The following is a 12,381-nucleotide window of genomic DNA, read 5'->3' as shown; positions in this document are numbered from 1 at the left end:
GGGGGCCGGAACCTCGTCATCGGGGTCCGGCCACCTGCAGACGGCCGCTGCCTACGCCTGGCGAATCCTTGTCGTGGGAGCCGTCGTGCACGCAGTCCTCTCGGCGCTGGGACGGTTCCACGAGGTAGCGGTAGCCGTCTTCCTCGGCCTGGCCGGCACGCGATGTTGCGCCCGGTGGCGGATCTCCTGGCTCGCCTGATGCCGCGGCCGCTCGCTGTCTCTGCGGCGTGCCGGGCGTCGCGACGGGGTAATCCTTGCCGGTCACAGCACTAGACTCGGCGGATGGCGAAGTACTTCGACGTACACCCCGAGAATCCTCAGCCGCGCACCATCCGCACCGTGGCCGACAGCATCCGGTCCGGCGCGCTCGTCGCGTACCCGACGGACTCCTGTTACGCGTTGGGATGCCAGCTGGGCAGTCGTGACGGAATCAGCCGGATCCGGTCGATCCGGAACCTCGACGACCGTCACCATTTCACCCTTGTGTGCCAGAACTTCGCACAGCTGGGTCAGTTCGTGCACATCGACAACGATGTGTTCCGCGCGATCAAGGCAGCGACACCCGGCAGTTACACCTTCATCCTCCCGGCGACGAAGGAGGTACCACGTCAGCTGCTGCACCCGAAGAAGAAGACGGTCGGAGTCCGGATTCCCGACCATGTCGTCGCTCAGGCGCTGCTCGCCGACCTCGGTGAGCCCCTGTTGTCCAGCACCTTGCTCCTGCCCGACGAGGACGAGCCGCTGACACAGGGCTGGGAGATCAAGGAACGGCTCGACCATGTGGTGGACGCCGTGGTCGACTCGGGCGACTGCGGCACGGAGCCGACCACGGTCATCGACTTCTCCGGCGGCGAGCTGGAGATCGTACGCAGAGGGGCGGGCGACACCGCACGGTTCGAGTAGCCGCGCCGCCGTCTTTGCCACGTGTCGGGTACGGGCCCGTGGCGAGGGGCACCCGGTGCGCCGTCGCCATGCGCTCGCCCGGACGACCCCGGCCCGGCGTCCCAGATGCTGGTCACCGACGGCCTGCCGGCACGGAGTGCGGGCGACCTCCGGTTGGCATACGAGGTGCCGGCCGGGACCGACCCGCGCGACCCGCGGGCCGTACCGGTGCCTGCCTGAGTCCGGGGCGCGTGGGGCGTCGGCACACCACACGCTCCGGAGGCTCTCACCCGCCCGGCGTCAGGCATCGGGAGGGACGCGAAACGCGGTGATCAACGGAAGAGCGCGGCCCAGCGGGCCTCCTCTTCACGCTGCTCCTGGCCTCGACGCAGCCGCGCGCGGACGGCCAGGGACACCGTGGTGGTGGTGCCCGCGACCGCCACCGGCGCAGCCGCGGGCAGTGTGACCGGCGTGAGCAGCAGGAGCATCGTGAGGACCGCCGATCCCCACCCGGTCAGTACAGCGGCCGCGGCCAGCCGGCGGGAGCGCGGCCGGTCCTGCCCGGCACGCAGGTCGATGCAGGCGGGCAGGTACCAGACGTTGCCCGATACGCAGAGCACGGCGACGCCGAGCGCCAGAACACCATGGGACATCGGGCAGCACTCTCCTCAGGGGTGGGGCTTGCGGTGGTAGACGGGTCAGTGCGGCAGGGCAGGGTCGAGCGCGGCGATCTCCGGATGGTGCAGATCGAAGGCCGGGGACTCGCTGCGGATTCGGGGCAGGGCGGTGAAGTTGTGCCGGGGAGGCGGACACGACGTGATCCATTCCAGGGAGCGGCCATAACCCCAGGGGTCGTCGACGGTTTCCTTCTTGCCGTACTGAGCGGTCTTCCAGACGTTGTAGAAGAAGGGGAGGAACGACAGGCCAAGCAGGAATGAGCCGATGGTGGAAAGGGTGTTGAGGGCGGTGAAGCCGTCGGCGGCGAGATAGTCCGCGTACCGGCGGGGCATTCCCTCCGCACCCAGCCAGTGCTGCACCAGGAATGTGAGGTGGAAGCCGGCCGTCAGCACCCAGAAGGTGATCTTCCCCAGGCGCTCGTCGAGCATCTTGCCGGTGAACTTCGGCCACCAGAAGTGGAATCCGGCGAACATCGCGTAGACGACCGTACCGAAGAGTGTGTAGTGGAAGTGGGCGACCACGAAGTACGAGTCGGTGACGTGGAAGTCCAGTGGTGGTGACGCCAGGATGACTCCGGTCAGTCCACCGAAGACGAAGGTGATCAGAAATCCGGTGGCCCACAGCATCGGCGTCTCGAAAGAAAGCGATCCCTTCCACATCGTGCCGATCCAGTTGAAGAACTTCACTCCGGTCGGTACGGCGATCAGGAAGGTCATGAAGGAGAAGAAGGGCAGCAGTACACCTCCGGTGGCATACATGTGGTGGGCCCAGACGGTGACGGACAACCCGGCAATGGCTATCGTCGCGGAAATGAGACCGATATAGCCGAACATCGGCTTTCGGGAGAAGACCGGAATGATCTCGGAGACGATGCCGAAGAACGGCAGAGCCAGCACATAGACCTCCGGGTGCCCGAAGAACCAGAACAGGTGCTGCCACAGAAGCGCACCCCCGTTGGCGGGGTCGAAGATGTGCGAGCCGAACTTCCGGTCCATCTCCAGCGCGAGAAGTGCCGCGGCGAAAACCGGGAAGACCAGGAGGATGAGCAGGGCGGTCAGCAGTACGTTCCAGGTGAAGATAGGCATCCGGAACATGGTCATTCCCGGGGCACGCATGCAGATGATGGTGGTGATGAAGTTCACCGCCCCGAGAATGGAACCGAAGCCGGACAGTGCCACGCCCATGATCCACATATCGGCGCCGATGCTCGGCGAGTGGATGGCGTCGGACAGCGGGGCATAGGCGAACCAGCCGAAGTCAGCAGCACCTTGAGGAGTGAGAAACCCTCCCGCGGCGATCAGTGAACCGAAGAGGAACAACCAGTAGGCCAGCATGTTCAGCCGCGGAAATGCCACATCGGGTGCGCCTATCTGGAGCGGCATGAGCCAGTTGGCGAATCCCGTGAACAGCGGCATGGCGAACAGCAGCAGCATCACCGAGCCATGCATCGTAAATGCCTGGTTGAACTGCTCGTTGGACATGATCTGCATCCCGGGGCGCGCGAGTTCGGCGCGCATCACCAGCGCCATCGCCCCACCGATCAGGAAGAAGACGAACGCGGTGACGAGATAGAGCGTGCCGATCTGCTTGTGGTCGGTCGTCGTGAGCCACGAGACGACGATCCGGCCGCGCGAGGAACGGCCCGGCAGATCGGTGCCGGGCTGCGTCCTGCCGGGCTGAGTCGTGCTCGCCCGAGTGATCCGGCGACCGGCCGGGGTGCCCTCCGCGTCGACGGCGATGGCCCGCGCGTCGGCGGGGTCGGCCCCGGGGCCGGGGGGCTTGGGGCCATATGCAGGGGCGGCCTTGTTACCCCGCGATTCCATTGCGTCCACCGGACCGTGTCCTCCAGCTCTGGCAGTTCTCCGAACGCGTCCCGGCCGCACGCGGCGGCTTGAGGGAGCGGTCGGGAAGGTCCGGTGGATCACGAGGGGAGGGACCGGACCTTCCCGGCCGCACCATGCTGGTGGCGAGCCGCGAAGCGCCCCAGGGGCCGACGGACACCGGCCGCAGGGCCAACCGGCCCTACTTCCCCGTACATCCGGCAGCCGACCGGCTCCGCCCGGACCGGCCTTCGAGACCGCACACCGCCGGGCCCCCGGCACCCGGGCTGCCGTAGGCTGACCGCCCGTGGACCGGTCCCAGCCCTGCGGTGATCCGGTGAGCAGATACCCGGCATACGGCACACGGCCTCAGAGAACGGCACCCCCCTATGACAGAGACAGCACCTTCCGAGCCCGGCTCCCACCGGGAAGTCCCTACCCCCGTCCCCTCCTCCCCCGCACTCGGCGCGCACGGACCCTCTTGCCCTGGTCCGGCCGCGTGGCCGCAGCCCAGCCGGCCGGACCGGATGCACAGTCTGCTGGACGCCGTGATGAGTCTGGGGCGGGGCCTGGAACTCCCGGAGGTGCTGCGCGGCATCGTGGAGGCAGCGGTGACGCTGACCGACGCGGAGTACGGAGCACTCGGCATTGTCGGGGACGGGCAGACGCTCCTGGAGTTCCTGCCGGTGGGTCTGTCGGACCAACTCGCCGCCAGGATCGGGCAGTCACCCTGCGGCCGCGGAATCCTCGGCGAGCTGATCCGCCATCCGGAACCGCTGCGGCTCACCGATCTGAGCAGCCACCCGCGCAGCTTCGGATTTCCGCCTCATCACCCGCCGATGCGCACCTTCCTCGGCGTACCGGTGCGGGTGCGTGACGAGGTGTTCGGCAACCTCTATCTCACCGAGAAGCGGGGCGGGGTGAGCTTCGACGCCGACGACGAGGCGGTGCTGACCACGCTGTCGATCGCCGCCGGCGTCGCCATCGACAACGCCAGGATGTACGACGAGAGCCGCCGCCGGGAACGGCGCCTGGAGGCACTGGGCGAGATCACCCGCACCCTGCTCTCGGGGACGGACGCCGACGAAGTACTGCATCTGATCGCCGAGCGGGCAATGGAAGTGGCGGGGGCCGACCGGGCAGCGATTCTGCTGCCCACTGCGCGGCCCGGTTCCGCGCCCCTCTCAGAGGCTCCGGCGGCATCAGCGGCCGAGGAACGCCTCACGGTTGCCGTCGCCCATGGCCGGGACTCCGACCGAGTGACGGGGTTGTCCGTTCCGGCGTCGGGATCCCTGGTCGGGCTCGCCGCCCGTACCGGAACGCCTGTGCACTGCGCCGACGTCCGTACCGATCCCCGGGCCCATCCGTTCGGCGACGGTGCCGAGGACGGTCTGGGCGCGGTGGTGGCGGTGCCGCTGCAGATCGACACCGGGGCACTGGGCGCACTGCGCCTGGGGCGGCCGGCGGGCCGCCCGCCGTTCGACGACACCGAGGTCGAACTCGTCTCCGGCTTCGCCGACCAGGCGGCCATCGCGCTGGAACTGGCCCGCAGACGGGCCGAGTCCGAAGAACTCGCCGTGCTGCACGACCGGGACCGGATCGCCCGCGATCTGCACGATCTGGCGATCCAGCGGCTGTTCGCGACCGGGATGACTCTCCAGAGCACCACCCGGGCCATCTCCGACCGCCCGGAAGCGGCCGAGCGAGTCAGCCGGGCGGTGGACGATCTGGACACCACGATCCGGATCATCCGGTCCACCATCTTCGATCTGCGCACGGCGGACGGTTCGGGCCGCAGCGGGCTGCGGCACCGGATAGCGGAGACCGCTCGTACAGCGGCACATGTCCTCGGCTTCCGGCCCACTGTGCGGATCGACGGGCCGGTGGACACCACGGTCCCGGACGAACTCGCCGAACACGTGGTAGCGGTCGCCGCCGAAGCGGTGTCCAACGCGTCCCGCCATGCCCGTGCGAGTCGTATCGGCATCGTGCTGTCGGTCGACGACGCGGTGACTCTGACCGTCACGGACAACGGCATCGGTATCGACATCCCGAACGGTGACACGACCACTACCGGAACGGGGACCGTGATCAATGACCGCGGTCAGCCGGCCAGGCGCGTCGGCGGGCTGGACAATATGCGTACGCGGGCGGAGCTGTGCGGCGGCACACTCGCCGTCGAAAGGCCGACGGACGGCGGCACCCGGATCACGTGGTGCGTGCCGCTCCACGACTGACGCCTGAGCACCTGTCAGCTCCGTCGGACCGGGGCCTGCCCCTGACGGTCCTTGATCCGGCCGACGAGCATCGCGGCCTGAATCCGGCGGCCGACGCCCAGTTTGGCGAGGATCGAGGAGATACGGTTCTTGACGGTCTTCTCGGCCAGGAAGAGGCGTTCCGCGATTTCGCGGTTGGTGAGGCCCTCGCCGATGAGGTCCAGGATCTGGCGCTCCCTGGCCGTGAGCTGGTCCAGTTCCGATGCCTCCGACTCCTTGGCGGGGGTGAGCTGGGGGCCCCGCAGACGTGCCATCACACGAGCGGTCGTCCGTGGATCGAGCATCGAGGTGCCGGACGCGACCGTGCGTACGGCGGCGATCAGATCGGCCCCATTGATCTGCTTCAGTACGTAGCCGGCCGCGCCCGCCATGATGGCGTCGAACAGAGCCTCGTCGTCATCGAACGACGTCAGCATCAGACATGCCAGCTCGGGCATCAGGGCACGCAGTTCCCGGCATACCTCGATCCCGGCGTGGTCACCGCGGGGGTCGTCGCCGAGCCGTACGTCCAGTACGGCGACCTGTGGTCTGCTGGCCGGTACGCGGGCCAGCGCCTCCCGGGCGTTGGACGCCTCGCCGACGACCTCGATGCCGTCCTGGGCCTCCAGCAGATCGCGCACGCCACGCCGTACGACCTCGTGGTCGTCGAGGATGAAGACGCGTACGGGGCCGGCGGACTGCGACGGGGCCGTGCTCAGCGGGGACTTCGCGAGGTCATTCACACCATGCTCGATCGGTTCGGGGAAGAGGTGGGCGACAACCAGTATGTGCGTTAGTCCACACGTCCTTTCGCCGGGGTTTCACAGCATGCTGAACGGACTCTGAACAGGGCCGAAAGACCCTGGTGACAGGGGCCGGTCGGCAGACTGCACACGGTGCCATACTGACGCCGCCGAGATCGTTTGGGCGCCACAGGTGTCTCTCGTCCCGGTCCCCCACCGTGCTGTCCCAAGGAGTCACCGGCCCATGAACACCCCGAGCGAGGACTACCACGCACTGCTCGCGCGGCATGACGCGATGCGGCTGAGGCGACGCATCCTGTCCCCGGCCGGAGCTGATGACAAACCGGGGTGCGCCGAGGCACCGCAGGCGTACGACGGAACGTCCGACCAGCAACTGATCAGCGAATTCCTGCCGCTGGTGAGCCCGCTGGAGGAGCTGATCGCCGAGCTGTACCGGGCCCTGTTCGAGCGGCATCCGTATCTGCGGTCGCTGTTCCCCGAGTCGATGGCCTTCCAGCAGGCCCATCTCGTCGGGATCTTCCGCTACCTGATCGGCAATCTGCACCATACGGACAAGATGATCGACACCTTCGCGCAGTTGGGTCGCGACCACCGCAAGCTCGGTGTGCGCCCCGCACACTTCGAGGCGTTCGAGACGGCGCTGGTCGAGGCGCTGCGCATGCGTGCGGGTGCCCGGTGGACCGGTACGCTGGAGGACGCCTGGCTGCGGATGCTGCGGCTGGCCGTTTCGGCGATGGTCAGGGGCGCGGACGAGGCGATCGCCGAACCACCGAGCTGGGAGGCGACGGTGACCTCGCACGAGTTCCGTACCCCGGATCTCGCGGTGCTGAGGGTACGCCCCCATCAGCCGTACTCCTTCAAGGCCGGGCAGTACGCGTCCTTGGAGTCGCCGCTGCTGGAGCAGGCATGGCGTCCTTACTACCTGGCCCGCGCACCGCATCCGGACGGCGAGTTGGAGTTCCATGTACGGGCCCGGGGCGCCGACGGGGTGAGTGATGCGCTGGTGTACGGCGCGCGGGAGGGCGGCACCGTCCGCCTCAGCGCACCGCGCGGCGCCCTTGTCCTGCCCGATCACACCCCCTCCGCCGACGTTCTGTTGATCGCCTCCGGCACCGGATGGGCCGCGATGAAGGCCCTGCTCCAGCAGATCGACGCCGACCGGCCCCGTGCGCACCGGGTGCGGCTGCTGCTGGATGCAAGGGTTGATGAGGGCATGTACGACGCGGCGTATCTGGAGGCGTTCCGGCGCGGACGCCCCTGGCTGACCGTCCTCACAGCCGGTCAGGCCGGGCCGACCGATCCGGCCGGTCTCTCCGCGGATCCCCCCGCTCTGCGGGCCCTGGACGCAATACTGGCGAAGCGTCCCGGGGCCACCACGCGGCAGCATGTCTATCTGGCCCTGACACCCGAGGCCTCCACGACAGACTCCACGCGGGCCGTCGTTGCCCGGCTGGCCTCCGCCGGAGTCCCGGCCATGCACACCCATCACGACATCACCGGCATCGTACAAGTCACAGAAACGTCTGCCAGTACGACCAGAACCGGGTTGCTATCAGCATGACGATGACCAGGCACCAGGTAACCGGCACCACAAGGGGGAACTCCAGCACCGCCGCGACGAGAGCGCGTGGGGCGGGCAGGACACCATGGCGCAGATTGTGCACGGTGGTGTGCCAGAACATGAAGATGGTGGCCACCCACACGAGTACGCACCACAGGCAGAGAGCGCCGATGTCGTACAGCGCCTGCGTCATCAGCCACATGCAGAAGCCGACGCCGAACAGGGTGCCCAGGTTCAGCCCCAGCCAGTACCACCGCCGGTAGCGCGCACCTGCGAGCAGGCCCACGCCGGTCCCCATCACCATCCCGAAGGCGATCAGTCCGATGAGCGGATTGGAGAAGCCGAACACCGACGCCTGCTCGCTGCGCATCACATCCGTGCAGGACACCACGGGGCTCAGCGAGCAGGCGGGTACGAAGTCGGGGTCGGCGAGCAGTTCGAACTTGTCGGTGGTGATCATGAAGGAACCCAGCAGCCCGAGGGCGGCGGTGATCACCAACAGCCATGCGAATCCCTGGTGCGCCCCGGTCCGCTCCCGATCATCGCTCGAGGCACCGCCGTTCGCCCTGTCCCGCGAGGGGCGGACCTCCCGGCCATCGGACTCGGGGGCTCGCTCCACCAGCTCAGACTCACGCACCGACGCGCTCATGCCGGCCCCCGTACGGAGCCGTCCGGCCAGACGACCTCCACCCGGATTCCACGCGCCCGGGCGAAGGCAACCAGATGTGCGGTAGCATCCCGGCCGTCCGACGGCGAACCGTCCCACACGGCGAGCACGGTCCGGCACGTCTCCAACAGACGTTCATCGGCGCTGACACAAGCGTTGCGGTCGGCCGGATCAAAAGCCAGCAACCGTACGTGCTCGGCGAGGACCAGCAGTTCCCCTGCAGCCCGCCGGTCCTGCTCGGGCAGCACTGCCGGCACCGCGCCCTGGGCCGGCAGCAGTACTGTCAGCTTCCGTCCGGCCTCCCGGGCGGCGCGCCCGAACACCAGCGGCAGCCCCGCCCCGACCCGCACGAGAGCGGCCACGCCTTCTGCCAGGCAGTCCAGCCTCGCTCTCAGTTCAGCCTCCACCAACCCCAGAGTTCTGTTGTTGAGGTCTCTGTGTCCGACGACCGCGATCAACGCGTTCCCCTCCTGTACACATCCGCACTGCCCGCTCCGACCGAACATTCCACAAGCCACGGCCCGGCCCCCGGAGCCGCCGTTGGGCCGGCCCGCAGCATGCGGTCCACCGCAGTGAACCGACTGGTGGTCCGACACCGCTAGGGCCGTTCGGCCCTGCGCCGTTCGACCCTGGGCCGTTCGGCCCTGGCGTGGGGATGGCAGCACGCGATGTACTCGTGCGACAGGCGAGCAGATCAGGAGACAAGGCCGCCCCATGAGCCATACAGGTCATCAGTCGCCCCAGTCGTCCGCGCCCGCGGCCGGGCCCACGCCGTCGGCATCGGCCCCGACGCACGGCCCGGCGGCCACCGGACCACGCCACACCGTAGAGTTGACAGGCGCTCAGGCACTGAGCCTGCTCGGCGGGACGTCGCTCGGGCGGATCGTCTTCACCCAGCGCGCGCTGCCCGCGATCCGGCCGGTGAACCATCTGCTGGACCGCGGTCGGATCGTCATCCGGACCCATCAGGACTCGGACCTGTTCGCCCAGGCCAGGCACCATGGCGGCCGGGGAGTCGTGGTCGCCTACCAGGCGGATGACATCGATCCGCTGACCCATCTGGGCTGGAGCGTCGTCGCGACGGGATACTGCCGCCCCGTGACCGATCCGGATGCTCTGAGGCGCTACCAACAACTGATCAGGCCCTGGTCGGACCAGGTGATGGACTGTGCGGTCCACATCCGTCCGCATCTGGTCACCGGGATCCGGCTGACGGCCTGATGCACTGTCTCCGTGGGGGCGCGGCGGATCACGGTTCCTCGCTGTCCGCTTTCGGTTCGACATGGCAGGGGTGCGGGTGGATCGGGCGTGTGTCAGGTGCAGGCATGGCATCTGGAACGAAGATGTCCCGGCCGGGGTGCCCGTACAAGGACGCCACCAAGGACACCGCGGCCCGATTCCGGCGGGCCGGGGTTCTACGTCACGTCACGCGGACGACTCCGTCACTCGTCTTCGAAGCCGTATTCGATCACTCGGAAGCTCCCTCCCACTCCGCTGTTGACGAACACACCTCCCTCGACGGGCTGTGCGAACACACCTGAGGTGGCACCGTACGGTCCGACGACGGCGACGGGGCCGCCGTTGTCGCAGGTCGCCCCGCGGAAGACCTCGACGGTCCTCCGGCTGTCGTTGAAGATGCTGAAGCTCGTGGAGCCGAGGCCGCTGGCCGCGGTGACGCAGTCGCCGGGGTAGGCGGAGTACGTCCGCTCGTTGAAGTGGATCCTGCCCTCGCCGTAGCCTCTCCCCTCGCCGTAGCCTCTGCCCTCGTCGTTTCCTCTGTCCTCGTCGTTACCTCTCCCGCCGTCGCTATCCCTCCCCTCGCCGTTGCCCTCGCCGTTGCCGCTGCCCTCGTCCTTACTTCCCCCCTCGCCGTTGCCGCTGCCCTCACCACCTCTGCTTTCGTTGCCCCTGTTCTCGTCGCCTCTGCCCTGGTTGCCCTTTCCTGCGCCGCCCCCGCTATTGGGGACCGAAGCCGGGGCGGCGGCCTGCCGGACCTCCGGGGCTGCCTGGACCGGCTCGGTGGTGGCTGCCGAGGTGAAGGTGCTGCCGGTGGCGGTAAGGGCCATAGTGGCCGCGATGGCGGCGGTCACGACGGTGGAACGTGCAACCATGTCACTGCTCCTGTCTCAGAGAGGCCGACCGAGCAGCCGACCCGTGACTGAACGTACTTACACCCCGAACACCTGTCATATCGGGTATATCGAACGGCTGACGTCGAGGCATCGATCGGGACAGCAGCCTCCTGTGAGCCGGAGGGCGGCAAACGACGGCTGGACAGCCCACGCCCCACAGCGGCGCAACCGGCCCCGGCCCGCAGACCGACCGAGCAGGAGAGGCAGAGGCTGAAGCGAACCGTGCGCCGGGGCACCGACAGCCCTGGGCACATTCCTCGGATTCGTCGGCATGGCCACCGCCCTCATCCGCCACCGTCGCCTCACCAAATCGTCCTGTACGAGAACAGGGCCGTTCGGCCGCGTGTTCACCGCCGCCCGGGTGAGGACATCCGGCTCACGCTTTGTGTCGCGGAAGTGACTGCAATAGGCCTGATGTGCCTCGGTCGGGTGAACCGGAGCGACTCCTCCGGCGCAAGATCGTTTCGGCGCGTATCCGGGCTGATTGGATGCCGGAGTCCTGCTCCCGCGGACGTTCATGCACCGAAAGGGACACCTGGTATGTCCAAGCGTCACGAGCCCGTATTGGCCCTCGCCGCCGCCGTGTTGGCCACGTGCGGCATCGTCGCAGCCAGTGGAGCGCCGGCTTCCGCCGCACCCAACCCCAACCGCGACCTGATCAACAAAATGGACGGAAGCCGCCTGGCTCTGCTCAACAACAGCACCGGCGAAGGCGCCACCGCCATCACCCTCAGCGACCCCGCGTGGAAGTACAGCACCGAGAGGTGGGAGGTCGACTTCTCCGCCTGGCAGGCAGGCGGGCCCAACACCTACACGGCCACGATCAAGAATGAAGCCGCGAACAAGTGCCTTCAACCCAGCGCCGCGACGCCTCAGCGCGGAACCACCGTCATCGTCCGGACCTGTGACGGCTCGCAGCTCCAGAAGTGGAGCCTGATGGGCGAGAAGGCCGATGGCAAAAACACGGGCTGGTGGATGTACCGCCCCGCGGTCGACAAGAGCCTCGCCCTGAGCCTGAACAGGTACAACGACGGCAGCTGGGACAGCCTCGACCTCGACATCGCACAGCCGAGCTCGGACCGGTTGTGGCGCGTAGTGGAGAACGACACCCCCGTGGCCAACAGCTGATCCGCCGCAAACACACGGCATCACCGGCGCCGCGCACAGCCCCGTACGGTCCCGCAACCGCCGGGGCTGTTGCATGCCCCGCACTCAGGCACTGCGATCCGGACTTGCCGGGGGCCGATGTCAACGTGGTGCTCCTCATCGCGAACTTCACGGACAACGGCGCCCGCGTCTTCAGCAGCCCGAACTGTACGGAAAGACTCCAGCTCAGCGGTGGCATGCGGCAACGCGCCGCTCCGCTGGCCAGTGGCCCGGGAGCAGAAGGTGGTGGAGAGTCATGCGAACTTCATGTTCTCAACTGCCGGCCACTGCCGGCGCAGTGGACGCGCGCGCGACGAGGCGCGGAGGCACGGTAGTTGTGCGGGAAGCGAGGGGCTCTGCGCCGCCCGGTTCGCGAAGGCATTCCAGGAGGAGTTCGGCGGCGTGTCGGCCGCGTTCGGTGGAGCCCAGGTCGACGCTGGTCAGTGGGGGCCAGCCGGCCTGTGCGAGGACGCTGT

12 protein-coding genes and 1 pseudogene are annotated in these 12,381 nt (G+C 68.2%); 6 read left to right on the top strand and 7 right to left on the bottom strand.

Annotation, left to right across the window (positions count from 1 at the left end; genetic code table 11):
• Positions 1-282: 282 nt before the first annotated feature.
• Together ACH4EW_RS25965 and ACH4EW_RS25960 are read left to right on the top strand one after the other, a co-directional pair.
• Complete coding sequence (locus ACH4EW_RS25965) at positions 283-903, top strand: L-threonylcarbamoyladenylate synthase (protein ID WP_351197723.1); 621 nt, start codon at positions 283-285, stop codon at positions 901-903.
• Positions 904-912: 9 nt separating this feature from the next.
• A pseudogene (locus ACH4EW_RS25960) lies at positions 913-1,119 on the top strand (indole acetimide hydrolase); the annotation flags it as partial.
• Between the two features lie 95 nt (positions 1,120-1,214).
• On the opposite strand, the gene ACH4EW_RS25955 reads toward ACH4EW_RS25960, so the two are convergent.
• Both ACH4EW_RS25955 and ctaD read right to left on the bottom strand, forming a co-directional pair.
• Positions 1,215-1,535: a hypothetical protein gene (locus ACH4EW_RS25955; RefSeq protein ID WP_398260788.1), complete on the bottom strand. Its 321-nt coding sequence runs from the start codon at positions 1,533-1,535 to the stop codon at positions 1,215-1,217.
• Positions 1,536-1,580: 45 nt separating this feature from the next.
• A complete protein-coding gene (gene ctaD / locus ACH4EW_RS25950) occupies positions 1,581-3,392 on the bottom strand; it encodes a cytochrome c oxidase subunit I (protein ID WP_398260786.1) in 1,812 nt (603 codons plus the stop codon).
• 515 nt (positions 3,393-3,907) lie between these two features.
• On the opposite strand from ctaD, the gene ACH4EW_RS25945 reads away from it, so the two are divergent.
• A complete protein-coding gene (locus ACH4EW_RS25945) occupies positions 3,908-5,617 on the top strand; it encodes a GAF domain-containing protein (RefSeq protein ID WP_398260784.1) in 1,710 nt (569 codons plus the stop codon).
• 14 nt (positions 5,618-5,631) lie between these two features.
• Here the strand turns inward: ACH4EW_RS25945 and ACH4EW_RS25940 are convergent, their stop codons facing one another.
• Complete coding sequence (locus ACH4EW_RS25940) at positions 5,632-6,378, bottom strand: response regulator (RefSeq protein ID WP_398260782.1); 747 nt, start codon at positions 6,376-6,378, stop codon at positions 5,632-5,634.
• Positions 6,379-6,622: 244 nt separating this feature from the next.
• On the opposite strand from ACH4EW_RS25940, the gene ACH4EW_RS25935 reads away from it, so the two are divergent.
• Positions 6,623-7,960 carry a globin domain-containing protein gene (locus tag ACH4EW_RS25935; protein WP_398260780.1) on the top strand — a complete coding sequence of 446 codons (1,338 nt, stop codon included), beginning with the start codon at positions 6,623-6,625 and terminating at the stop codon, positions 7,958-7,960.
• On the opposite strand, the gene ACH4EW_RS25930 is transcribed toward ACH4EW_RS25935, so the two are convergent.
• Both ACH4EW_RS25930 and ACH4EW_RS25925 read right to left on the bottom strand, forming a co-directional pair.
• The gene (locus tag ACH4EW_RS25930; RefSeq protein ID WP_398260778.1) at positions 7,911-8,597 is read right to left on the bottom strand and encodes a vitamin K epoxide reductase family protein; all 687 of its coding nucleotides are present in this window, start codon (positions 8,595-8,597) and stop codon (positions 7,911-7,913) included. The genes ACH4EW_RS25935 and ACH4EW_RS25930 overlap by 50 nt on opposite strands.
• An 8-nt stretch (positions 8,598-8,605) precedes the next feature.
• On the bottom strand, positions 8,606-9,085 hold the full coding sequence (locus ACH4EW_RS25925) for a hypothetical protein (RefSeq protein WP_398260776.1): 480 nt from the start codon (positions 9,083-9,085) through the stop codon (positions 8,606-8,608).
• Positions 9,086-9,341: 256 nt separating this feature from the next.
• Here ACH4EW_RS25925 and ACH4EW_RS25920 point away from each other — a divergent pair, with 256 nt between their 5' ends.
• Positions 9,342-9,848, top strand: coding sequence for a pyridoxamine 5'-phosphate oxidase family protein (locus tag ACH4EW_RS25920; RefSeq protein WP_398260774.1), 507 nt, complete (start codon positions 9,342-9,344; stop codon positions 9,846-9,848).
• 221 nt (positions 9,849-10,069) lie between these two features.
• Here the strand turns inward: ACH4EW_RS25920 and ACH4EW_RS25915 are convergent, their stop codons facing one another.
• Positions 10,070-10,717, bottom strand: a complete 648-nt coding sequence (locus ACH4EW_RS25915; RefSeq protein ID WP_398260772.1) for a hypothetical protein — start codon at positions 10,715-10,717, stop codon at positions 10,070-10,072.
• 582 nt (positions 10,718-11,299) lie between these two features.
• Between ACH4EW_RS25915 and ACH4EW_RS25910 the strand changes: the two genes are divergently transcribed.
• Entirely contained in the window at positions 11,300-11,887 is a 588-nt protein-coding gene (locus ACH4EW_RS25910; protein ID WP_398260770.1) for an RICIN domain-containing protein, read from the top strand.
• A 291-nt stretch (positions 11,888-12,178) separates the two neighbouring features.
• Here ACH4EW_RS25910 and ACH4EW_RS25905 read toward each other — a convergent pair.
• On the bottom strand, positions 12,179-12,381 hold a 203-nt coding region (locus ACH4EW_RS25905; RefSeq protein WP_398260768.1), incomplete at its 5' end, for a substrate-binding domain-containing protein.

This window comes from Streptomyces sp. NPDC018000 (genome assembly GCF_044328025.1).
GTDB lineage: Bacteria > Actinomycetota > Actinomycetes > Streptomycetales > Streptomycetaceae > Streptomyces.
Note: the sequence above shows the minus strand (reverse complement) of the source record. Positions and strands in the feature narration are given on the sequence as shown.

Bases quoted from the DNA above. Each gene is read 5' to 3' on its own strand.
- ACH4EW_RS25920 (WP_398260774.1), top strand. From the start codon at position 9,342: ATGAGCCATACAGGTCATCAGTCGCCCCAGTCGTCCGCGCCCGCGGCC.
- ACH4EW_RS25945 (WP_398260784.1), top strand. From the start codon at position 3,908: ATGCACAGTCTGCTGGACGCCGTGATGAGTCTGGGGCGGGGCCTGGAA.
- ACH4EW_RS25910 (WP_398260770.1), top strand. From the start codon at position 11,300: ATGTCCAAGCGTCACGAGCCCGTATTGGCCCTCGCCGCCGCCGTGTTG.
- ACH4EW_RS25965 (WP_351197723.1), top strand. From the start codon at position 283: ATGGCGAAGTACTTCGACGTACACCCCGAGAATCCTCAGCCGCGCACC.
- ACH4EW_RS25935 (WP_398260780.1), top strand. From the start codon at position 6,623: ATGAACACCCCGAGCGAGGACTACCACGCACTGCTCGCGCGGCATGAC.
- ACH4EW_RS25955 (WP_398260788.1), bottom strand. From the start codon at position 1,535: ATGTCCCATGGTGTTCTGGCGCTCGGCGTCGCCGTGCTCTGCGTATCG.